This window comes from Sphingomonas elodea ATCC 31461 (genome assembly GCF_000226955.1).
GTDB classification, from domain to species: Bacteria; Pseudomonadota; Alphaproteobacteria; order Sphingomonadales; family Sphingomonadaceae; genus Sphingomonas; species Sphingomonas elodea.
This window is the reverse complement of sequence record NZ_AGFU01000072.1, coordinates 12,209-33,115: the sequence shown is the minus strand read 5'-3', so window position 1 is coordinate 33,115 and position 20,907 is coordinate 12,209. Positions and strand designations below refer to the sequence as shown.

Annotated in this window: 22 protein-coding genes; 5 read left to right on the top strand and 17 right to left on the bottom strand. The window is 67.0% G+C overall.

What is annotated here, in order from left to right:
* Positions 1-57: 57 nt before the first annotated feature.
* Positions 58-639 carry a TetR/AcrR family transcriptional regulator gene (locus KK7_RS0117310; protein ID WP_029623393.1) on the top strand — a complete coding sequence of 194 codons (582 nt, stop codon included), beginning with the start codon at positions 58-60 and terminating at the stop codon, positions 637-639.
* On the opposite strand, the gene KK7_RS0117305 is transcribed toward KK7_RS0117310, so the two are convergent.
* The 9 genes from KK7_RS0117305 to obgE form a co-directional block, all read right to left on the bottom strand.
* Positions 636-1,034: a hypothetical protein gene (locus KK7_RS0117305; protein WP_138983990.1), complete on the bottom strand. Its 399-nt coding sequence runs from the start codon at positions 1,032-1,034 to the stop codon at positions 636-638. The two genes, KK7_RS0117310 and KK7_RS0117305, sit on opposite strands and share 4 nt — an antisense overlap.
* A 53-nt stretch (positions 1,035-1,087) precedes the next feature.
* Complete coding sequence (locus KK7_RS0117300) at positions 1,088-3,052, bottom strand: ATP-binding protein (protein ID WP_010545908.1); 1,965 nt, start codon at positions 3,050-3,052, stop codon at positions 1,088-1,090.
* A 45-nt stretch (positions 3,053-3,097) separates the two neighbouring features.
* Positions 3,098-4,300: a serine palmitoyltransferase gene (gene spt, locus KK7_RS0117295; protein WP_010545907.1), complete on the bottom strand. Its 1,203-nt coding sequence runs from the start codon at positions 4,298-4,300 to the stop codon at positions 3,098-3,100.
* Positions 4,301-4,305: 5 nt separating this feature from the next.
* Complete coding sequence (locus tag KK7_RS0117290) at positions 4,306-4,548, bottom strand: acyl carrier protein (protein ID WP_010545906.1); 243 nt, start codon at positions 4,546-4,548, stop codon at positions 4,306-4,308.
* An 83-nt stretch (positions 4,549-4,631) separates the two neighbouring features.
* Positions 4,632-6,185, bottom strand: coding sequence for a hypothetical protein (locus KK7_RS0117285; RefSeq protein ID WP_010545905.1), 1,554 nt, complete (start codon positions 6,183-6,185; stop codon positions 4,632-4,634).
* A gap of 35 nt (positions 6,186-6,220) precedes the next feature.
* Complete coding sequence (locus tag KK7_RS0117280; RefSeq protein ID WP_010545904.1) at positions 6,221-7,126, bottom strand: NAD-dependent epimerase/dehydratase family protein; 906 nt, start codon at positions 7,124-7,126, stop codon at positions 6,221-6,223.
* Positions 7,123-8,268: a glutamate 5-kinase gene (gene proB, locus KK7_RS0117275; protein ID WP_010545903.1), complete on the bottom strand. Its 1,146-nt coding sequence runs from the start codon at positions 8,266-8,268 to the stop codon at positions 7,123-7,125. The genes KK7_RS0117280 and proB overlap by 4 nt, the downstream gene beginning before the upstream one ends.
* Before the next feature lie 42 nt (positions 8,269-8,310).
* Positions 8,311-8,976 carry a suppressor of fused domain protein gene (locus tag KK7_RS0117270; protein WP_237709245.1) on the bottom strand — a complete coding sequence of 222 codons (666 nt, stop codon included), beginning with the start codon at positions 8,974-8,976 and terminating at the stop codon, positions 8,311-8,313.
* Between the two features lie 126 nt (positions 8,977-9,102).
* Entirely contained in the window at positions 9,103-10,158 is a 1,056-nt protein-coding gene (gene obgE / locus KK7_RS0117265) for a GTPase ObgE (protein ID WP_010545901.1), read from the bottom strand.
* 189 nt (positions 10,159-10,347) lie between these two features.
* On the opposite strand from obgE, the gene lptF reads away from it, so the two are divergent.
* The 3 genes from lptF to KK7_RS0117250 all read left to right on the top strand — a co-directional run bounded on the left by lptF (position 10,348) and on the right by KK7_RS0117250 (position 13,343).
* Positions 10,348-11,559, top strand: coding sequence for an LPS export ABC transporter permease LptF (gene lptF, locus KK7_RS0117260; protein WP_010545900.1), 1,212 nt, complete (start codon positions 10,348-10,350; stop codon positions 11,557-11,559).
* The gene (gene lptG / locus KK7_RS0117255) at positions 11,556-12,653 is read left to right on the top strand and encodes an LPS export ABC transporter permease LptG (RefSeq protein ID WP_010545899.1); all 1,098 of its coding nucleotides are present in this window, start codon (positions 11,556-11,558) and stop codon (positions 12,651-12,653) included. Before lptF ends, lptG begins: the two co-directional genes overlap by 4 nt.
* A 111-nt stretch (positions 12,654-12,764) precedes the next feature.
* On the top strand, positions 12,765-13,343 hold the full coding sequence (locus KK7_RS0117250; RefSeq protein WP_010545898.1) for a PEP-CTERM sorting domain-containing protein: 579 nt from the start codon (positions 12,765-12,767) through the stop codon (positions 13,341-13,343).
* A 60-nt stretch (positions 13,344-13,403) separates the two neighbouring features.
* Here the strand turns inward: KK7_RS0117250 and KK7_RS0117245 are convergent, their stop codons facing one another.
* Together KK7_RS0117245 and KK7_RS0117240 are read right to left on the bottom strand one after the other, a co-directional pair.
* Positions 13,404-14,204: a polysaccharide deacetylase family protein gene (locus tag KK7_RS0117245; RefSeq protein WP_010545897.1), complete on the bottom strand. Its 801-nt coding sequence runs from the start codon at positions 14,202-14,204 to the stop codon at positions 13,404-13,406.
* A 127-nt stretch (positions 14,205-14,331) separates the two neighbouring features.
* The gene (locus KK7_RS0117240; protein ID WP_010545896.1) at positions 14,332-15,438 is read right to left on the bottom strand and encodes a fatty acid desaturase family protein; all 1,107 of its coding nucleotides are present in this window, start codon (positions 15,436-15,438) and stop codon (positions 14,332-14,334) included.
* A 151-nt stretch (positions 15,439-15,589) separates the two neighbouring features.
* Here KK7_RS0117240 and KK7_RS0117235 point away from each other — a divergent pair, with 151 nt between their 5' ends.
* On the top strand, positions 15,590-16,747 hold the full coding sequence (locus KK7_RS0117235; protein ID WP_029623392.1) for a hypothetical protein: 1,158 nt from the start codon (positions 15,590-15,592) through the stop codon (positions 16,745-16,747).
* A gap of 49 nt (positions 16,748-16,796) precedes the next feature.
* On the opposite strand, the gene KK7_RS0117230 is transcribed toward KK7_RS0117235, so the two are convergent.
* The 6 genes from KK7_RS0117230 to KK7_RS0117205 form a co-directional block, all read right to left on the bottom strand.
* Entirely contained in the window at positions 16,797-17,063 is a 267-nt protein-coding gene (locus tag KK7_RS0117230) for a hypothetical protein (RefSeq protein WP_010545894.1), read from the bottom strand.
* A gap of 94 nt (positions 17,064-17,157) precedes the next feature.
* On the bottom strand, positions 17,158-17,433 hold the full coding sequence (locus KK7_RS0117225) for a hypothetical protein (RefSeq protein ID WP_010545893.1): 276 nt from the start codon (positions 17,431-17,433) through the stop codon (positions 17,158-17,160).
* A gap of 220 nt (positions 17,434-17,653) precedes the next feature.
* On the bottom strand, positions 17,654-18,424 hold the full coding sequence (xth, locus tag KK7_RS0117220) for an exodeoxyribonuclease III (RefSeq protein ID WP_010545892.1): 771 nt from the start codon (positions 18,422-18,424) through the stop codon (positions 17,654-17,656).
* A 10-nt stretch (positions 18,425-18,434) separates the two neighbouring features.
* On the bottom strand, positions 18,435-18,779 hold the full coding sequence (erpA, locus tag KK7_RS0117215; RefSeq protein ID WP_010545891.1) for an iron-sulfur cluster insertion protein ErpA: 345 nt from the start codon (positions 18,777-18,779) through the stop codon (positions 18,435-18,437).
* A gap of 49 nt (positions 18,780-18,828) precedes the next feature.
* Positions 18,829-19,998, bottom strand: a complete 1,170-nt coding sequence (locus tag KK7_RS23635) for a M23 family metallopeptidase (RefSeq protein ID WP_010545890.1) — start codon at positions 19,996-19,998, stop codon at positions 18,829-18,831.
* A gap of 122 nt (positions 19,999-20,120) precedes the next feature.
* Positions 20,121-20,885, bottom strand: a complete 765-nt coding sequence (locus KK7_RS0117205; RefSeq protein WP_051121399.1) for a ferritin-like domain-containing protein — start codon at positions 20,883-20,885, stop codon at positions 20,121-20,123.
* Positions 20,886-20,907 lie beyond the last annotated feature (22 nt).

Here is a 20,907-nt window from a genome sequence, read left to right as displayed (position 1 = left end):
CGCAATGCAGTACGTAATCCTATGTACGATAGTCAGGATGAAGTGTCGTTGACGACCATGCCGGTGCGCAAGCGCCTCTCCCCCGAAGAATCGCGCGACGCGGCACTGGAGGCTGCGCGCGCGCTGCTGATCGAGGACGGCCCGCAGGCGGTGACGCTCAAGGCCGTTGCCGCCCGGATCGGTCGCACCCATGCCAATTTGCTGCACCATTTCGGCTCCGCGGCGGGGCTGCAGAAAGCGCTCGCCGCGAGCATGGCCGAGGCAGTGACCGCCAAGATCGGCGAAGCGGTGCTGCGCGCCCGCAGCGGCGACCAGAATCTGCGCGAAGTGGTGGACCTCACCTTTGACGCATTCGGGCGCGAAGGTGCCGGCGCGCTCGCCAGCTGGATGCTGCTCACCGGCAACCAGGACGCGCTCGATCCCATCATGGAGGCGATTCATCGGCTGGTCGACCGGATCAGCGAAGGCGCCGATTCGCGCGCGCCGCTGCGCGAGGAGACGCTCCAACTGACCCTGATGGCATTGGGCGACGCGTTGCTCGGCGCCCCGATGGCGCGTGCGCTGGGGCTCCCCCGCGACAAGGCGCGCGACCTGGCCGCGGCGATGCTCCGCGAACGGATCGAGACCGCCGCCGCCTAGCCGCCCGCGACCAGCGTGGGTGCGACGACGATGCGCGCGAGAATGTCGCGGAAGACCATGCTCCGATGCGCTTCCGGAAAACCGGCTTCGACATTGCCCCAGCACGGCGCGCGCCCGGCCCGGATCGCGTAGGCGACATCTTCCCTCGCGATCGCCGGATGATCGGCCGCGGGACCGGCCACCCCGCTTTCCAGCGCCGCCACGAAGGCGGCCTCCTCGCGGCGCACGGCGTTCAGAGCCTTCCCTTCGGGACGGCGGCAGGCACCCATTGCGAGATCGGTGTACAAGGCCCGTGCCTTGCCTCGGAGCATCGCACCGGAAATCGCAGCCGCACGAACCGCGACGTCATGGTCGGTTCGTGCATCGCACGCGGTTACGCCGATCAGCACTGCCACTGCGACCATCCGCCTTGCCATTCGCAGCCCTCCCCCGTCCGGGAAGCGATAGACTATTCCGCCGCCTGCGCCACCCGCCGCGCTTCCCCCTCGACGGCTTCGTGCACGGCGCGGGACAGCGCCGCGACCGTGAACGGCTTGCGCAGCACCGGACGGTCGCGGAGCTGCTCGGCACTCGCCTCACCGGTGAAGCCGGTGACGAACAGCACGGCAGCACCACGGAGCCGCCCCTCGACCCCGGCGATCATCTCCGGACCGGTCTGGCCGGGCATCAGAACGTCGGTCATGATCAGGTCGATCGACGCCATCCCCTCGATCGCGGCGGGCGCGCGCAGCGGGTCCGCGCAGCCGACCGGGCGATGGCCCAGCTCGCGCAGGGCTGCCAGCGTCGCCGCCAGCACCCGGGGATCATCCTCGACGACAAGAATGTCATAGCGCTCGCCGGACTGTTCTTCACCCGCGTCGATGCGGGCCGGGGCGGGCGCGGCGCCGGAGACCGCCCCCGTGTAGCGAGGCAGGTACAGCGTGACGGTAGTCCCCTCGCTCGGCGCCGTCTCGATCGCGATGCCGCCACCCGACTGGCGCACGAAGCCGAAGATCTGGCTGAGCCCCAGCCCCGTGCCCTTGCCTACCGGCTTGGTGGTGAAGAAGGGTTCGAACACGCGCTCCAGCACCTCGGGCGTCATGCCGCAGCCGGTGTCCCGCACCGCGACGGATACATAGTCACCCGCAGCGCAATGCCCCACCTCGTTGGCGGCCAGCCGCGACTCGCCAGTGATGATGGTCAGCGTCCCCCGCCCGTTCATCGCGTCGCGTGCGTTCACCGCCAGGTTGAGCACCGCATTTTCCAGCTGGTGACGATCGACCCAGATACGCCAGCCCATGCCGCGGTCCTGCGCCTCGACGCGGATGGCGTCGCCCAGCGTACGGTCCATCAGGTCGCGCATGCCACGGATCAGCGCACCGGCATCGACCGCCTCGGGGGCGAGCGATTCGGAACGCGAGAAGGCGAGCAGCTGGCGGGTGAGCGCCGCCGCTCGGTGGGCACCTTCCATCGCATTGTCGAGGTGGCGGGCAGCTTCCTTGGGATCGCTGTCCATCTGGCGTCGGGCAAGCTCCACTCCGCCCAGAACAACCGCCAGCATGTTGTTGAAGTCATGCGCAATGCCGCCGGTAAGCTGGCCGACCGCGTCCATCTTCTGTGCCTGACGGAGCTTGGCCTCGGCGCCTTCGCGCTCGCGCGCTTCCTCGCGCAGCTGGGCGGTGGCAGCGGCGACAGCCTCGCGCAGCTGACCGGCGCGCTCGCGTTCCCATGCGGCATCGGCGTCGGCAAGCGCGCGATCCCCCTGCGCCTCGATCGCCAGCCAGCCCAGAATTACCGCCCCGAGCACGATCACCAGGCCGAATCCGCTGAGCACGCGGGAGGCATAGCTGCTGTTCTCGATCAGCTGGGCGGCAGCCCGCGTGCGGTCGTCGAGAAGCCCCCGCTCCTGCTCGACGATCCTGTCGAGAAGCGCCTCGAGCTGTCGTCGCGCGTCACTCTCGCGGACCTGATAATAGGCGCCCCACGCATCGCGGTCGCGCTTGTAGGTGGTGTAGAGCGCGGTCTCGTCCAGTTCCTTGCCCCGCTGGGCGAAGGCCTGCTGCAGGCGATCGATCTGATCGCGTTGCTGGGCATTGTCGCGCGTCAGCTGGCGCAGGCTTTGGAAGGCCTCGCCGGCCCTGCGCCATTGCTCGGCATATTGCTGACCAAGATTACGGTCGGCGCTCACCACATAACGGCCGAGCGCCGCTTCGGCCGCGGCGATGCCGCCCGAAAGCTGATTGGCGCGCAGAATCACTTCGAAGCTGTGCTGTCGTAGCGCGATCGCGCGATCGCGCTCCAGATCCGTACGCTGCTGAATCAGGATCAGCGCACCCAGCACCAGCACGCCCGCCACTGCCAGGGCACCGAGCAGCAACAGGCGCCAGTTCTTGGCGTGAACCGAACGCTCCAGAGACGGGATCGCTTCGCTCATCCGACCCCGACTCTAGGCGTTTGGAACCACGCTGAAAAGCCGCGTTTAGGCGATCACCCCAACCGCCTGGCCGGCGGCGCGGAACATGCCCAGCACGCGCTCGATCTGCTCGGGGCGATGCTCGGCGCAGAGCGAGCAGCGCAGCAGGAAGGTGCCGGCCGGGGTGGCCGGCGGGCGCGCCATGTTGACGTACAGGCCGTTCTCCAGCAGCGCCTGCCACATCGTCACCGCCTGTTCCTGGTCCTCCAGGATCACCGCGACGATCGCGCTTTCGGGCGTTTCGGTGCCGAGCTTGAAGCCCATTTCGGTGAGACCGCCGTGCAGCTTGCGGGCATTCGCCCACAGCCGGGCGCGCTTCTCGTGCGCGGTCGCCAGCTTGCGGATCGAGGTGGCCGCGGTCGCCACCACGCTGGGCGGCAGCGAGGCGGTGAAGATATAGGCACGGCAGGCAAGCCGGATCGCCTCGAACTTCGGATGGTTCGAGATGCAGAAGCCGCCGACCGTGCCGACCGACTTGGAGAAGGTGCCGACGACGAAATCGACCTGGTCCTCGAGACCCTGGTCCTCGTACACGCCGCGGCCGTTGGGGCCGAAAAAGCCCATCGAGTGCGCTTCGTCGACCAGCACCATCGCCCCGTGCTTCTTGGCGACGGCGACCATTTGCCTAAGCGGGGCGATGTCGCCGAGCATCGAATAGACGCCCTCCAGCACCACCAGCTTGCCCGCTTCGGCCGGCAGGCGGCCGAGGCGCTTGTCCAGGTCGGTCACGTCATTGTGGCGGAAGCGCACGATTTCCGCCGTGCCCTGCTTGCAGCCGTCATAGATGGACGCATGGCTGTCGGCGTCGAGGATGATGTACTCGCCCTTGCCGGCGAGCGTGGAGATCATGCCCAGATTGGCCATATAGCCGGTCGAGAACACGATCGCGCCCGACACGCCGTAGAAGTCGCGCAGCGCCTGCTCGACTTCCATATGGTCGCGGAAGGTGCCGTTGAGCATGCGGCTGCCGTTGGTGCCCGAACCGAACCGGTCGAGCGCGTCCTTGCCAGCCTGGATGACGTCCGGATCGAACGTCATGCCCATATAGTTGTAGGTGCCGAGCAGGATGGTGTCCTTGCCCTTGATCACCGCCTCGGTGGGCGACTTGACCTGCTCCATCACGATCGCGAACGGATCGATCACGCCGCTGTCGAGCAGCGCCTGGCGCTCGGCGATCAGGCCGTCGAACTTGCTCATCAGGTCGGTCATCGGGTTCAGCCCTTGAGCTTCTGCACGGCGTCGACCAGCTGGCCGACATTCTCGATCTCGGCCTGCATGTTCATGGTGATGACGATGTCGAATTCGTCCTCGATCGCGGCGACGAAATCCATCACCGTCAGGCTGTCCCATTCGAGATCGCCCGCGAAGGTGGTGGTGTCCGAAAGCGCGACGCCCTTCTTGTTGAAGGGTTCGATCTGCGCGGCGACGATGTCGAAGATTTCTGCACGGTCAGTCATGCGGCCGGTCCTTAGATTGATCGGCCGCAGGTGCCAAGCGAATGCGGCGAAACCGAGCCCGTGGCGGGGCAATACCCCAAAGGTCAGGCGGCGGCCGCCTGATCCCCACCGGCCTCGCTCAGCAGCTGCGAGACCCAAAGATCGGTCTGCTCGGCGATTTTCTGGAGGAGGCCGGGATGGAAGTGCGTCACGTCCGCCATCTCGTCATAGCTGTCGAGCAGGTCGGCGACCTCGAGCGTGAAGATGCGTCCGGGATTCTCCCGCGCCATCTGCCGCCATACCGCGTTGAAGATGCGCGCCCGCTCGGGCGAATGGTTGAGGCCGAGCCGGTATTTCGTGATCGGCGCATCTTCGGGCGGCAGGACGACTAGCATGCGATGGTCGTTCTCCAGCACATGGATGCACAGCCGAAGCACGCATTTCTGGTAGAGGCCGATCTCCAGCAGGTGCCACTGGTTCGGCCACCGATTGTCGAGATAGTCGATCGTCGCGCCGTAGACGAGGAAGGGCGGGAAGCGCTGTTCCTTGTAGCTGCCGTCCTCCATCATCCGAAGCGCGAACAGACGCGGCGCGTTGTCGAACTCGATCGCGGGGCGGAAGCGGCTGTAATGCGCGATGCCGCCGGACTGGCAGTCGAACAGGATGCGGATCGCGGGCGCCATCACCGGCTGGGCGAGCAGCTCCGATCGGATCGCGGCGCGCACCTCCGGCTCGTCGAAGCCATGATCCTCGATCCAGTCGGGCGGCACGCGGCTGAACCGGCCGTTCAGCGCGCTGAAATCGGCTTCCGGCCACAGCGCGCGGATCTTGCCCAGCGCATACTCCTCCAGGCCCATGTGCATCGCGCGGCACGAAAAGGTGAAGTGCACCAGCCGCTGCTCGACGCGGTGCCACATCACGAAGCCGACCAGGCCGTAGCGACCGTATTTGTCCCAGGCGAAGATCGACCAGCTGTCATGGTTGGTCACGTCGATGATGTCGGCCTCGAGCTGAGCCGGATCGACGCGGGACTGGGTGTAGTTCAGCTGGTTGGCGCGGTTGATCAGTTCGGCAATGCGGGGCACGAACTCCAGGTTGTCCATGATGAACGGCGCACAGGCGCACAGGCCCGAGGCGCGCAGGAACTCCTCGTTGGACTGACCCGCCACGGCGATGCGATCGCGCTTCTTCGCCTCCAGGATGCGGTATTCGGCGACACGGCTGCGCGTGGCGGTCTGGAGCGCGAGCAGGCCGGCGAGCTGCTCGTCGGCATCCGCTGCGGTCGCGTCGAGCGTCTGGATCTCGGGCAGCGCATGGCGGACTTCCGCCAGATTGTGCGGGTTGTCGTCGATGAACAGCACGTTGGGCGCGCGCAGCTGCATATCGGCGATGATCCCGCGAATCGCCTCGGCCTTGGGGGTGAAGGCGATATGCGGGAAGACGAATTCGTCCCACAGCCCGAACGCCTCCAGCTTCGCGCGAGCGGCATCAAAGTCGTTCTTCGAGCAGATCGACGAGACCACCCCGCGCGCGTTGAACGCCCGGATCATCTCCGCGCGCTGCTCGAACAGCGCCACTGCATCGCCATCGGCGAGGGTACCCCGCCACAGCGTGTCGTCGAGATCCCAGAGGATGAGCTTGATCGGGGCGGTCCACATGCCCCCATTATAGAATGGTTAAGCGTGCGTCGGACTCAGAGCAGCCCCTTGGCGCGATACCAGTGCGCGGTCTCGACCAGCCCCGCCTCGGTCTCCACCTGCGGCGCCCACAGGTTGCTGGGCGGGCGGTTCGCGGGGTCCGCCACCCAGTCGGGATGGCAGAAATAGGAGACGCGGTCGGGCGTCAGCTTGGCGCGCTTGCCCCGCAACAGCCGGTCGACCCGCGCGCCCAGCATCAGCACCGCCTTTGGCAGCGACAGCGCGAGCACGCGGCGGCCGACCGCCCGGCCAATCGCGTGGGCGAATTCGGGGTGGGTCCAGCCCCCTGCCCGGCCGTCATCGGGATCGATCTCGCCGGAGAAGGTGTCGGTCGCGGCGAGCGCAAGCAGCAGGCGGCCGAGATCGCTCACCTCGATCACCGAGATGCGGCCGCCGGGCGGCAGCAGCGCCAGGCCGAAGCGCGCGACGCGGAACAGCTCGAGCATCTCCAGGTCGCCGGGGCCGTAGATCGCGGGCGGGCGGACGATCGTCCAGTTGAGGCCCGAGGCCTTGACCAGCGCATCCGCCTCACGCTTGGACCAGCCATAGGCTGACAGCTGCGGCTCGCGCCCGGCAAGCGACGAGACATGCACGAAGCGGCGCACCCCCGCCCCCTTGGCGGCCGCGAGCATGTTGGCGGTGCCGGTGATGTTGCCGTGTGCGAAGCCCTCGCGGTCCGGCGCGTTCACCACGCCCGCGACATGGATCACGGCGTCGGCGCCGGAGCAGAGCGCGGCAAGCGCTGCCGTCGCATCCAGATCGCCGCGCACCCAGGTGACGCCGTCGCGCGCCGGCTGGTCGCGCCGGGTAAGCGCGCGGACCTGATGGCCTGCCTCCAGCGCGAGATCGATCAGTCGCGACCCGACAAAGCCGGTGCCGCCGGTCAGGGCGAAGACGCTCACAGCAGCGCCATATGGCTGCGATGAACCAGCGCCGAGCGCGGCGCATAGCCGAGCAGCTCGACCAGCTCCTCGCTCCGCCGCCCGACGATGCGCGAGGCGTCGACATGGCCATATTCGGCCAGGCCGCGCGCAAGATGCTTGCCGTCCGGCCCGATGACCACCACCAGATCGCCGCGCGCGAACCGACCCTCGACCCGGGTCGCCCCGGCCGACAACAGGCTGCGTCCTTCCTTCAAGGCCTGCGCGGCGCCGGCATCGATATGAATGGCGCCCTTGGCGGTAAGTCCACCACGCAGCCATGCCTTGCGGGCGGCAGCGCCCTTCTGCCCCAGGAACAGCGTCCCCCGCCGTGTTGCCGCCAGACGAGCGAGCGGATGCTCCACACGGCCGTCGGCGATCGCGAGATGCGCGCCCGCGCTGGTCGCGATCCGCGCCGCCTCGATCTTGGAGACCATGCCGCCTGAACCCATGCCCGAGCCCGAGCCGCGATCGGCCATCGACTCGATCCGCTCGTCGATGATGTCGACCGTCTCGATCAGCACGGCATCGGGATTGGTGTTCGGATTGGCCGTGTACAGCCCGTCGACGTCGGACAGCAGTACCACGCCATCGGCATTGGCCGCACTCGCGACGCGGGCGGCGAGCCGGTCATTGTCGCCGAAGCGGATTTCCTCCGTCGCCACCGAGTCGTTTTCGTTGATCACCGGTACCACGCCCAGGCGCAGCAGCCGGTCGAGCGTCGCCGAGACGTTGAGATAGCGACGGCGATCCTCGAGATCGTCGAGCGTCACCAGCATCTGGGCCGCGACAATCCCCTGGTCGTGGAGCAGTTCGGCCCAGATGCTGGACAGCGCGATCTGGCCGGTGGCCGCGGCCGCCTGCGCATCCTCCAGACTTGCCCGCCCGCCCTTGGGGAGCTTCAGCCGCCGCGCGCCCAGGGCGATCGCGCCGGAGGAGACGATGACGAGCTGCTGCCCCTCCCGCGCCCGGCTGCCGAGATCGGCGGCGAGCGCCGCAAGCCAGTCGCGCCGGATCCGGCCCTCGGGGTCGACGAGCAGCGAGGAGCCGACCTTCACGACCAGCCGGCCGCAGGTGGAAGGGCTGAAACCGATGGCGTCGGAGGGGCGTGCGGGCGCGGACATGGCCGCGCTCTTAGCGGTGCGATTTGCCATATGCCAAGCCGATCAGACGATCGATTCGCGCAGGAGGTCGCTGCAATGGCCGACGCCGGTCGCCTGCAGGGCCGCCAGCACCCCGTCGCGGGTGTCGCTGTCGCCAGCGCGAATTTCTCCCAACTCGGCGGCAGTCAGCAGCACCACCGGCACCACCCGCACGGGCGACAGTGGCATGTCCGCGATCTGGGTTTCGAAGTCGGGATCGGGACCGCCGATCATCACCCCCAGTACGTCGTCCGCCGTCAGGAAATGGGCCGGCAGCCGGGCGGCGATTGCCGCCGAGGCGGAAACGTTGGTGAGTTCGAGCGCAATGGGGCCATGGCGTTCGAGCGGGCCGAGGATGCCCTGTTCTTCCGCGACGATCGCCGCCACCCGCCGCAGCACTTCCAGCATCCAGCCATCGCCTGCCACCGGCGTCGACGCGCCCTCGCCCGGCCCCTCGACGAACAGCTCTATCTCGAAACCGTTGACCGTAGCCTCCGCGTCGAACGGGTCGGACAGGCCGTCGGTGGCGAGCAGCAGCGCGTTGCCGCGATGGATCAGTCGATAGGCTTCATGACCACCCGGCCAGCGCAAACCGGCCGGCGCGGAGGAAAGGATGCGGTCGCTTGCCGGGCCGAGCGCCGCCCAGAACCGCCCGCGCGCCTCGGCCGAGCGCTCGGCCAGGCTCGCCATTCGACCAGGGCCAAGCTCGCCAACCGCCTGTGCCTTCGCACCAAACAGTTTGCGCAACCAGCCGAACGCACCCATCCGCGCCTCTCCCGAAAGAAATCAGGAGTGCGGCTGTGCCCTAGAAATAAGTCAGACCGGCGACCATTCGACCGGTTCTTCGCCATCTTCCGCCGTTTCATCGGCCGCGCGGTTTTCGTTCGGCCCGATCACTTCCAACAACTGATCGAGCACCCAGTCGACACCCGTGCCGGCCGCGCCGGACAGCGGGATAACTTGCGCGCCACTGGCTTCTTCCAGCTCGGCCGACAGGGCGGCGACCAGTTCGTCGTCCAGCGTGTCAATCTTGTTGAGCGCGATCACCACCGGCTTCTCGGCGAGGCCGGCGCCATATGCCTCCAGCTCGTCGCGGACGATGCGGTAGCTGGTCGCCACGTCCTCGTCGTTCGCGTCGATGAGGTGGAGCAGCACCCGGCAGCGCTCGATATGGCCGAGGAAGCGGTCGCCGATGCCGGCACCGTCCGCCGCCCCCTCGATCAGGCCGGGAATATCGGCAACGACGAATTCGCGCTGCTTGTGGCGCACCACGCCCAGCTGCGGGCGCGTGGTGGTGAAGGCATAGGCGCCGACCTTGGCCTGCGCGTTCGTCACCGCATTGATGAAGGTGGACTTGCCGGCATTGGGCAGCCCGACAAGACCCGCATCGGCGAGCAGCTTGAGGCGCAGCCACACCCAGGCCTCTTCGCTCGGCCAGCCGGTACCGTGCTGGCGCGGTGCCCGATTGGTCGAAGTCTTGTAGCTCGCATTGCCGCGCCCGCCGTCGCCGCCCCGCAGGAACACCACGCGCTGGCCTTCCTTGGTCAGGTCGGCCAGCAGCGTGCGCTCGTCGTCGTCCGCCAGCACCTGGGTGCCGATCGGCACCTTGATCACCAGATCGTCGCCGCCCGGACCGGTGCGGTTCGAGCCCGATCCGCCGCCACCGCGCGGGGCGCGGAAATGCTGGGTGTAACGGAAGTCGATCAGCGTGTTGAGGCCGGCCACCGCTTCGAAGATGATGTCGCCGCCCTTGCCGCCGTTGCCGCCGTCGGGACCACCATATTCGATGAACTTTTCGCGGCGGAAGCTCACCGCGCCGGGGCCGCCGGCGCCCGAGCGGACGAAAATCTTGGCTTGATCGAGGAAATGCATCGCGCGCCCATAGACGTTCGGCGCGATTCCGTCACCCCCGGCGGCGCCTTTGGCCCAAATGCCGTTGCGCCGATGACACTTTCCGGGTGGCATCGGCGTTCAGCACGGCTATACGCGACCGGATCGTTTCGGTTCGTTTTCCGTTCGGTGGGCGGAAGGATCACTCTCGAAGGACGTTCAGCGGACAGCATGAATTCGATCGATCGCTACATGGCGCGGCTGATCGCGGTGCCGCTGGTCTCCACTCTGATCATCTCCGCGATGCTCCTCGTGCTCGATCGCATGCTGCGACTGTTCGAGTTCGTCGCGACCGAGGGCGGGCCGGTGAGCGTCGTCTGGCGCATGCTCGCCAACCTGCTGCCCGAATATCTCGGCCTCGGTATTCCGATCGGCCTGATGCTCGGCGTGCTGCTCGCCTTCCGCAAGCTGGCGACGACGTCGGAGCTCGACGTACTCCGCGCGGTCGGCATCAGCTACACCCGGCTGCTTCGCGTGCCCTATATGTACGCGATCGTGCTGGCCGCGGTGAACTTCGCGATCGTCGGCTTTGTCCAGCCCACCTCGCGCTACAATTACGAGCAGCTGCGCTTCGAACTGCGCTCGGGCGCGCTCGGCGCCTCGATCAAGGTCGGCGAGTTCACCAATTTCGGCTCGAAAATGACGCTGCGGATCGAATCGAGCCAGGACGAGGGACGCGACCTGCGCGGCATCTTCGTGGAGATGACAACGCCCAGCGGCACCCCGCTGGCGGTGACCGCGCAAAAGGGCCAGTTCCTGCGCGCCGATGATCCCGACACGATCATCTTCCGGCTCACCAACGGCACGCTCGTCCATTACGACAAGAGCTCGCCGGTGCCGCGGGTGCTCACCTTCACCACCCACAACCTGCCGATTCCGCTTCCCAAGTACGAGCAGTTCCGCAAGCGCGGCGACAGCAACCTGGAACGGACCCTGCCCGAACTGGCAGTGATCGGCCGCAACCGCTCCGCGCCGGAGACCGACCGCGAGACCAGCCGCTCGGCCTTCCACTACCGGATGGCGGAGGTGACGACGATGTTCCTGCTGCCGATGCTGGCGGTGGCGCTGGCGATCCCGCCCAAGCGCTCCACCTCGATGCTCGGCGTGTTCCTGTCGATCCTGATGATCGTCACCTATCACAAGGTGAACGAATATGCGCAGGGCGTGGGCAGCCTGGGCCTGATCGATCCGATCCTGGCGCTATGGGTGCCCTTCTCGATCTTCGCGGGACTGACGATCTGGATGTACTACACCGTTGCCTATGTGCCCGGCGGACAGCCGATCGGCGCGCTGGAACGCGCCTTCGCCAAGACCGGCAAGTTGATCGGGCGCCTGATGCCCGGCGCCAAGCGACGTCGCCGCAAGGCGGAGGCGGGACGATGAACCTGACCGGGCTGTTCCCCTCGCCCACCATGTCGCTGTACATGGCGCGGCTGTTCGTGTTCCGCACCTTCGCGCTGCTCGGCGCCCTGGTGCTGGTGCTGACCTCGCTCGACCTGCTGACCGAAAGCGCCGCGATCCTCGCGCATCCCGGCAACGGCAATGGCGAGATCCTGCGCTACGTGACGCTGCGCGTGCCGCAGATCATGCAGACCTTCCTGCCCTATTCGGTACTCGGCGGCGCGATCTTCACGCTCGCCCAGCTCAACCAGAACAGCGAAATCATCGCGCTCAAGTCCGGCGGGCTCTCCGCGCACCAGGTGCTGGCGCCGCTGATGCTCTCCGGTCTGGTCGTCGCCGGCCTGTCCTTCCTGTTCAACGACCGCATCGTCAGCCGCGCGACCGCCACGCTGGAGCAGTGGAAGAAGGTGGAATATGCGCCGCTTCCCGTTGATCGGGGCGACCGCGCCAATGTGTGGGTGCAGGCAGGCGGCAACCTGATCAATGTCCAGCAGATCAAGGGCAAGGGCGATGCCGCCCAGCTGTACGACATCACGGTCTATGAACGGAACAAGGGCTCGCTCGCCTCGATCCTCACCGCCAAGCACGGCGCCCGCGCCGGCACGGCCTGGAAGGTCGACGGGGCCAAGCGGTTCGACGTCGCCAGTGCCACGCTCGCGCCGGTGGGCGACACGGTGATCGGCCAGGGCGTGCGCCCGGACCAGTTCACCCTCGCCCATGTCGACCCGGATTCGAGCTCGTTCGCCGAGCTGCGGGCGGCGATCGACGAGCTGAAGGCAGCCGGCCGGCCGACCAAGGCGCTGGAGGGTTCGCTGTGGCACAAGCTGTCCGGGCCCCTGTCGGCATTCCTGATGCCGCTGCTGGGTGCGGTGTCGGCGTTCGGCCTCGCGCGTTCGGGCAAGCTGTTCGTCCGCGTGGTGATCGGGATGGCGCTCGGCTTCCTCTATTTCGTCGCGGACAATTTCGCGCTGGCGATGGGCAATCTTGGCGCCTACCCGCCGTTCCTCGCCGCCTGGGCGCCGTTCCTGCTGTTCCTGATGATCGGCGAGGCGGTGCTGCTGCGGACCGAGGAATAAGGACCTGCACCGCTGGAATCTAGATTAACGTCGCGAACCCTTCTGGTCTTTCCGCATTGATTTCAACACGCTGCCTGTATACCCCTCCTTAACCAAAACGGAGGGAACGGCATGAAACACTGGATTTTCGCGGCAATACTGTGCGCCGCGACGCTGGGCAGCGCGAATGCTGCGACGGTGACTCGTAGCTTCAACGTCAGCGCGTCGCAGTTCACGAACTTCTTCAACAAGCCCACACCGTTCAAGACGTTCAGCGCGGACATCACTGTCACCTACGATACGAGCCAGAGCGGCTTCTACGGTGCGCCGGATTTTCTGCGGATCGTTACTGACGGGCAGGTTAATGCCGGCCCCTTTTCGGCAACGCCAATTGCGGGATATTTCCCGCCGAACGGCATCAGCAAGACGGGGCGCATCGGGGTGGGGGGCGCTATCAACGGCGGCAACGTGTTGCTGGCCAACAGCGATGATTTTTACATCGTTTTCGATGTTGAGGACATCCGCTTCGCCTCCATTTCATTCGACTCGACCGCCCAGCCCGGGGCCTTTCTGTCCACCGATGCCGTCGTACGCGAGACGACCGGCGTCAGTGCTGTTCCCGAAGCGGGAACGTGGCTCATGCTACTCGCTGGATCTGCGCTGGCGGGGGGCGCGGTGCGTCGCAAACGACCACAGCTCGCTCGCGGCTGATCGAGGCCTGTCCTTTCTCAGCACGGCGTCCCTGTTGCCCGCGGGGACGCTATACCGGCCTTACCTCCCCGGATGCGCCTTGGCCCAGTCCAGCGCACCCTGCAGTGTCGTCACCCACACCTCGCTGCGATGGGCGGCCAGCCAGTCGAGCAGCTTGCGATGCTCCGCGTCCGGCACGGTGAGGTAATCGCCGCCGACACCGTGGAACAGGAACACCGCCCAGCCGCCGCCCTGCTCGGCCTCGCGGACATAGGCGATCATCTTCTCCGCCGTCGCGCCCTCGCCGAAACCGCGCGAAGGGATATGCATCGGATCGGCCTTGGCGACATCCGCCCGCGCGTCCGCCGGCGTGTCGACCACGCCGCGGACATAGGGGACGAGGTTGGCCTTACGCAGGTCCTCCAGATAGTCGACGCCCCCGGCCAGGCTCTGCCCGCACGGGGTGGCGAAGCCGTGGCGCGGCCTGCCGTCGAGCGCGCGGAGCAGCACGTTCTGCTGGATGATCTCCCGCAGCATGCTGGCCGGCGTGTAGGCCTCGCTCACATAGCGCGGATCGGCCGGGTAGCTTGCCTTGGTGCAGGGGTGGAAAATGGTGTGATTGCCCAGCTCATGCCCGCGTGCGGCGACCTGCCGCCAGCGCCCGACCTGCGCGCCGTCGACATTGGCGAGGAAGAAGGTGCCCTTGAACCCGGCCGCGTCCAGCGCCGGCACGACATTGTCGAGCTGCGAGGTCAGCGCGTCGTCATAGGTGAGCACCACCGCCGCCTTGGCGCCGTTGGGCCAACGGGTCTGGGCGTGTGCGCCGTTGGCAAGCGCCAGCAGCGCACAGCAGGCGGCGGCGGCCGCGAAAATCGAACGCATGATCCTCTCCCTCATCGTCCGCGCCAGCCTAGCGCGTCGCGGTGCCGAGGCAAGGTAGCGGTATCAGAAAGGAAAAGGGCCGGCGCACCCGCGGTGCCCGGCCCCTTCCTTTCGTCCTGCGCCGCAATCACCGCTGGCGCATCGTGCCCTGTGCCAGCTTCACCACCAGCCCGGAGAGCGTGGGATAATTGGCCTTGTGATAAGCCGAGCTCGGGTCCAGCGCCGCGACCAGCCGGCGATGCGCCTCGCCGAGCGAATGATAGGGTACCGCCGGCAGCAGGTGGTGCAGCGCGTGGTAGCGCAGCCCCACCGGTGCCCACAGATAGGGCAGCACGCCCGGCTCGGGCACGTTGACGCTGTCGAGATACTGGGCGGTCACCGTCAGCGGCTCGCCTTCGTTCTCCCAGAGGTGGGCCACCAGCGTGCGGACCTGGTTGATCACCGCCGAGGCGGCAACGATGCCGATATAGGCAAGGAACGCGCGCAGCGGCAGGATCCCGGCGATGGTGATCCCGATCAGCGTGATCGCGAAGACGCTCGCGCCCAGCTCCTGCCAGAACCACTGGCGGCGGAAATCCCCCTCGGGCGCGCGGCGCTCGAACGACGGGTTGATCTGCAGCCCCGAATAGCGCGCGACGACGACGCGGCGCAGCTTGGGGAACAGGAGCGACAGCGGCCCCAGCACCGCGAAGCGGAGCAGCAGCCCGATCGGCATCAGCACCGAGACGAGCAGGAAGAGCGGCAGCGTCCACGGCTTCATCCGCGCAAGCGGCAGATATTCCGGGTCCTGGTCGGTGCCGTAGCGGGTACGGGCATGGTGCAGGCTGTGGATGCCCTCGTACATGAACGAGGGCAGCAGCAGCGGCACGCCGACAACCAGATTCCAGCCCAGTCGGAAGCCCGGCAGCAGCGAATGCTTGAGATGGGTGATCTCGTGGATGAACAGCTCGGCCCGGTAGAGCGCCAGCACCGCGACCACCGCGCCGATCACCGCTACCCAGGGCGAGGCCGCGAACATCGCGGTCGCCATGCCGGCATAGCCGATCGCGGCGGAGAGCAGGCAGTCGGTCCAGTAGAGCCACTGCTTGGGCGTGTGCAGGTCGCGGGTCAGCTCGGCGGCGGCGCGGAGCATCGCGCGGTCGTCCGGCACGCCCGAAAGCCGGATGCGCGCGATCGTTGCCGACACATCGGCGTCCGGCGCGTCCGGAAGATCGAAGGCTAGCGTTTGGGTCATGGGTTCTGCCATTGGCCTTAGATAGTGGCTATACGGTGGCAGTACAGGGCGACCAAAGGGCCAGTTCGCTGCGCTGCACGCCTCCCGCTTGACAGGCGCCTCCGGACGCAAGACTGCATTGCGCCGTATCAAGAATTTCTGGGGAAGCATCGTGGCTAGTGCCGATCTGAAGGTCCGGCCCGTTTCGGGCAAGGCCGATACCAAGGCATTCATCGAACTCGCCTATCGCCTGAACGGCGACGATCCGCACTGGGTCGCGCCGCTGCGCGACGAGGTCGCCGGCACGATCAACCCGAAGAAGAACGGCTGGTTCAGCCATGCCGAGGCACAGCTGTTCCTGGCGGAGCGCGGGGGCAAGGTTGTCGGCCGCATCTCCGCGCATATCGACACGCTCGCCCTGCAGATGCCGCCCGAGCAGGGTTTCGGCCCCGGCACCGGCTTCTGGGGTCTGTTCGAGGCGGAGGACGCCGAGGTTGCCGCGGCGGTAATCCATCAGGCCGAGGCCTGGCTGCGCGCCAAGGGCATGACCAAGGCACTGGGTCCGGTCAGCCTCTCGATCTGGGAAGAACCCGGTCTGCTGGTGAAGGGCCATGACCATTCGCCTACCGTGCTGATGGGCCATCACCCGGCGCGCTACCAGGGCTGGATCGAGGCGCTCGGCTATACCGAGGCCAAGAAAATCGTCACCTATGAGCTGGACATCAGCAAGGAGTTCCCGCCGATCGTACAGCGCATCGTCGCTGCCGGCGAGAAGAATGCCCGCATCCGCGTGCGCGAAGTCGACAAGTCCAAATTCGCCGAGGAAGCGGCGATCATCCTCGCCATCCTCAACGATGCCTGGGGCGATAACTGGGGCTTCGTGCCGCTCACCCAGCCCGAGATCGACGATGTCGGCAAGAAGCTGAAGCCGCTGGTGTTCAACGATCTGATCCGCATCGCCGAATATGACGGCGAGCCGGTAGCGTTCATGGTCACCCTGCCTGACCTCAACGAGCCGCTGAAGCCCTTGAAGGGCTCGCTCTTCCCCTTCGGCTGGGCGAAGCTGCTGCTGTGGCTGCGCAAACCGAAGGCGCGGACGATGCGGGTGCCGCTGATGGGCGTGGTGAAGCGCCTGCAAAGCTCGCGCATGGCAAGCCAGCTGGCCTTCATGATGATCGAGTATATCCGCCGCGCATCGGTGGCCAACTATGGCGCGAGCCGTGGCGAGATCGGCTGGATCCTGGACGACAACCAGGGGATGATCGCAATCGCCGATGCGATCGAGAGCAAGATCAACCGCGAATATCTGATCTACCAGAAGGCGCTTTGACCCTGCGGGCAGCGGCGGGTGCCAGATGGAACCCGCCGCCTGCCGGCGCTCAGCGGTCCGCGAGCGGATCGACGCCCGTTTCCTTGATCCACTGATCGCGGGTCTTGCACACCTTCGGACGCGCGATACGGCTTCCGGTCACCGGCTCGCTCTGGATGCACACCCGAACCGCGCCAGGCGCGACCTTCGCCGGGCTTTCCTGGCGCTTCACTTCGGTATCCGATGCCGCACTGGCGGGAAGCGCGCTGCCGGCGATCAGCGCGCAGGCGCCGAACAGGATGGCGCCGATGCGAGCGGTACGAACGAACTTGGCCATGTCTCACTCCTGAAAACGGGCGTGCGGGGGCGATCCGCCGCACGCGATGCGGGGGTTTTTGGTCTGGCTTTCGATGTCGGTCGGCTAGGGGCGATCAATACTCGCCGAAGGGATCGGCGCCTTCGCGGATCCAGCTCTCGCGGGTCTTGCACTGCTTGGTGGTCTTGCCCGTATCGATCGCCTTGCGCTGGACGCACCAGACGAGGTTGCGGGCGGTACGGCTCAAGGTCCGCACATCCTTCTTCATCGCCACCGGGGTCGGCTCGGGATCGGGGGCCGCATGGGCCGGCGCGGCGGCGGCCAGCGTCGTGGCGAGCAGCGCGGCGGCGGGGATCAGGCCGAAAAACTTGGTGTTGCGATACGTGGTCATGTCAGGCTCCTGTACTTGCGAGGTCCGACGTTCCTTCGTTTTCGCCGGTGCCTCGTTCTTTGCAGGGGCCGTGCCAGTTTCACAGATACTTGCATTTCAGCTACTTAGCTGAAGCCATTGAAGTGTAATACCGCCACAACACAGCAAAATTCACCAAATATCGGTGAAATTCACCATCGCCGCCACCATTTGAGTATTCGGACTCGCTGCGCTTGCGCGATCAGCGCAGCGTCACCCAGGTCGGCGCGTGATCGCTGGCCTTCTCGCGACCGCGATAGTCCTTGTCGACGCCCGCCCCGGTAAACCGGTCGGCCGCCTGGGGGCTGAGCAGCAGGTGATCGATGCGGAATCCCGCGTCGCGCTGCCAGGCCCCCGCCTGATAGTCCCAGAAGGTCCACACGCCGCCCTTGGGAAAGCGGGTGCGCAGCGCATCGGTCCAGCCCTGCGCCAGCAGCTTGCGGTAGCGCTCGCGCGATTCCGGCTGCATCAGCGCATCCTCGGCCATGGCGCGGATCGAGAAGGTGTCGTCGTCATTGGGGATGACGTTGAAGTCGCCCGCCAGGATCGCCGGCCGCTCCTCGGCGAGCAGCTGCGCCGCGCGATCGTACAGCCGGTCCATCCAGCGCAGCTTGTAATCGAACTTCGGCCCCGGCTGCGGGTTGCCATTGGGCAGATACAGGCCGCCGATGATCAGATCGCCCACCTCGGCCTCGATATAGCGGCTGTGCGCATCCTCGGGATCGCCCGCGAGGCCGCGCTGCCGCTCGACGGGCTGCTGGCCCTTGGCGAGGATCGCGACGCCGTTGAAGCCCTTCTGGCCGTGCCAGACGGCACCGTACCCAGCAGTCTCGATTGCCGCGACGGGGAGCGTGTCGTCGGAACTCTTAAGCTCCTGCAGGCAGACGATGTCGGGCTGCTGCTCGGTGAGATACTCGACCAGGCGATCGATGCGTGCCTTGATGCCGTTGACGTTATAGCTGACGATTTTCAAAGGCTTGCGCTCAGATCGAGAAACTGGTGCCGCAACCGCATCCGGATGCCGCGTTCGGATTGGTCACGGCGAAATGCGCGCCGCCGAGATTGTCGATAAAGTCGACCTGCGCGCCGCGCACCAAGTCCAGGCTGATCGGATCCACCACCAGCCGCACGCCGTCCACCTCGGCGATCGTGTCGTCCGCCTCCACCGCGTCGGCGAGGCCGAAACGATACTGGAAGCCCGAACAGCCGCCACCTTCTACCGAGAGCCGCAGGATCGCGGGCTTGGCCTGCTTGGTGGCGATCGCTGCGACGCGCGCCGCAGCGGCGGGCGTCAGCGCAATGGTAGAAGGATCGAGGGCTGTCGTCATGGGCGCCGAGATAATGTGCCGGCGCCCGTCCGGCAATGCAGTGGTGCGATCAGCGCGGACCGCCGACGCCACCGCCGGTCACCGGCGCCTGGGCGACATATTCGCCCGACTGGATGAACGGGACCGGATTGATCGCGCGCCCGTCGAGACGAACCTCGTAATGGAGGTGCGTGCCGGTGGAACGGCCAGTCGATCCCATAAGGCCGATGATCTGCCCGCGGCGGACGCGGCTGTTGTCGGCAACGAGGATCTTCGAGAGGTGGCCATAGCGGGTTTCGAGGCCGCGGCCGTGATTGATCTCGACCAGGTTGCCATAGCCGCCCTGACGACCGGCATGCGAGACGATGCCGTCCGCGGTCGCATAGATCGGCGTGCCCATCTCACCGGGGATGTCGACGCCGGCATGCATCGCCGCGGTGCCGCGGAACGGATCCGAGCGGACGCCGAAGTGCGACGTGAAGCTGACATGCTGCACCGGCTGCATCGACGGGATCGAGATCGACGCGGATTCGATCGAATCGAGCTTTTTCCACGTCTCGAACAGGCTGCGGAACTGCGCATCGGCATCCGCGGTGGTCGCAGCCGCCGCGTCCTCGTCGCTCGCCGGCTCATAGGGGCCGCCCATCGCGACCTTGACCTTGACGAAGCGGTGCGGCGCGAGGCCGAGATGCTGGATGCGGGCGGACGCCTGGCGCACCCGCGCCTCGCCCACCTTCTGCGCCTGCACGGCGAGCGCGACCTGGCGCGCCTCCACCTGCTTCAGCGGCGCGGCGATTTCGTCGGCGAGCGCGCTGGTATTCTGCGGCACGGCCTGGAGATCGGCTTCGAGCACCGAGCGATCGGCCTTGCCCGAGACGACGGCGTTGAGCACCGCCTGGCGCTGCTCGATCCTGGCGGCCTGGAGCCTGGCAGCTTCCTTGGCCGCGGCGACTTCGGCGCGCATCCGGGCGACCTCGGCCCGCATCGCGGCGACCTGCGCCTCGGGCGAACCCGCCACCGGCGCGGTGTAGGCGATCGCACCGGCCATCGCCTGCGACACGCCATAGCCGGAGAACAGCACGGTCATCACCGCGGCGCTGGCGAACAGCAGCTGCGAACGGCCGCCGACGCTGAACCGGCGGAGCTTGCCGCCTTCGTGCAGGATCACATCCCGCGTGGTGAAGAAGTCCCGGAACTTGCTGGCAAAATCATCGTTCTTGCGTTCGGACGGTACGGCCATGAGTCCCCGGCAAATTCATGGAAGCAAACACCGTGCGACCCGGCGCGCAGCTTCAGGATGATGCGCGACGGAGGTGAGCCCCTGTCCTCTCCGTCTCGCTTGGGGACTCTTTTGGAGGATAATCAGCCGGCGGCAAGCGCTTGGTAGTATGCGCGCGTCAAACCGGCAGACTCGCGCGCCGAGTCGTTGAACGGCGGCTTAACGGCACCCCGGAAATGGGTACGCACCAGATCTTGCCAAGTCGTTTCCGGTACGCAACGAGCCGCCTCGCAGGCCGACTCAAACCATGCGGTACCGGCCCGGACGTGCCGCACTTCGTCGTTGACAATCCGCGTCAGGATCCTGGCGGTGACCATGTCGCCGGCAGCTTCGAACCGCTCGATCGTGGCGGGCGTGACGTCGAGCCCGCGCGCTTCCAGCACCATCGGGACGATCGCCAGCCGGGCCTTTGCATCATAGGCGGTCTCGGTTGCCGCATCCCACAACCCGTCATGCGCCGGCAGCGCGCCATAGTGGCTGCCGAGGCTGCGCAGCCGCCGATCGAGCAGCGCGAAGTGCATCGCCTCGTCGGCGCCGACGCGCATCCATTCGTCGGTGAACGCCGCCGGGAATTCGCCGCCGAAGCGCCCGATCAGGTCGAAGGCCAGGTCGATCGCGACGAATTCGATATGGGCGAGCGCATGGATCAGGGCGATCCGCCCGCGCTCGGAGCCGCCGCGCCCGCGCTTCGGCATCCGGTTGGGCGGCAGCAGTTCGGGCGTGTCGGGCCGCGCGGGACGATCCGGCATCGCCACGTCGAAGCGGAAGTCGAGCCGCCCAAGCCGCCAATCACGTGCCGCCGCCCGCGCGGCCATCACCTTCTCGGTCGGGTCGGCGGCGTCGAGCACCGCCCGCACCGCCGCCGCAACG

Excerpts from the sequence above, each read along its gene's own strand:
- KK7_RS0117290 (WP_010545906.1), bottom strand. The coding sequence starts at position 4,548 with ATGACTGACCGTGCAGAAATCTTCGACATCGTCGCCGCGCAGATCGAA.
- KK7_RS0117250 (WP_010545898.1), top strand. The coding sequence starts at position 12,765 with ATGAAACACTGGATTTTCGCGGCAATACTGTGCGCCGCGACGCTGGGC.
- KK7_RS0117300 (WP_010545908.1), bottom strand. The coding sequence starts at position 3,052 with ATGAGCGAAGCGATCCCGTCTCTGGAGCGTTCGGTTCACGCCAAGAAC.
- KK7_RS0117285 (WP_010545905.1), bottom strand. The coding sequence starts at position 6,185 with ATGTGGACCGCCCCGATCAAGCTCATCCTCTGGGATCTCGACGACACG.
- KK7_RS0117270 (WP_237709245.1), bottom strand. The coding sequence starts at position 8,976 with ATGGCGAGCCTGGCCGAGCGCTCGGCCGAGGCGCGCGGGCGGTTCTGG.
- proB (WP_010545903.1), bottom strand. The coding sequence starts at position 8,268 with ATGTCCGCGCCCGCACGCCCCTCCGACGCCATCGGTTTCAGCCCTTCC.
- spt (WP_010545907.1), bottom strand. The coding sequence starts at position 4,300 with ATGACCGACCTGATGAGCAAGTTCGACGGCCTGATCGCCGAGCGCCAG.
- KK7_RS0117225 (WP_010545893.1), bottom strand. The coding sequence starts at position 17,433 with ATGACCACGTATCGCAACACCAAGTTTTTCGGCCTGATCCCCGCCGCC.
- KK7_RS23635 (WP_010545890.1), bottom strand. The coding sequence starts at position 19,998 with ATGGCCGTACCGTCCGAACGCAAGAACGATGATTTTGCCAGCAAGTTC.
- KK7_RS0117245 (WP_010545897.1), bottom strand. The coding sequence starts at position 14,204 with ATGCGTTCGATTTTCGCGGCCGCCGCCGCCTGCTGTGCGCTGCTGGCG.
- KK7_RS0117240 (WP_010545896.1), bottom strand. The coding sequence starts at position 15,438 with ATGACCCAAACGCTAGCCTTCGATCTTCCGGACGCGCCGGACGCCGAT.
- obgE (WP_010545901.1), bottom strand. The coding sequence starts at position 10,158 with ATGCATTTCCTCGATCAAGCCAAGATTTTCGTCCGCTCGGGCGCCGGC.
- lptF (WP_010545900.1), top strand. The coding sequence starts at position 10,348 with ATGAATTCGATCGATCGCTACATGGCGCGGCTGATCGCGGTGCCGCTG.
- erpA (WP_010545891.1), bottom strand. The coding sequence starts at position 18,779 with ATGACGACAGCCCTCGATCCTTCTACCATTGCGCTGACGCCCGCCGCT.
- KK7_RS0117310 (WP_029623393.1), top strand. The coding sequence starts at position 58 with ATGCCGGTGCGCAAGCGCCTCTCCCCCGAAGAATCGCGCGACGCGGCA.
- KK7_RS0117230 (WP_010545894.1), bottom strand. The coding sequence starts at position 17,063 with ATGGCCAAGTTCGTTCGTACCGCTCGCATCGGCGCCATCCTGTTCGGC.
- lptG (WP_010545899.1), top strand. The coding sequence starts at position 11,556 with ATGAACCTGACCGGGCTGTTCCCCTCGCCCACCATGTCGCTGTACATG.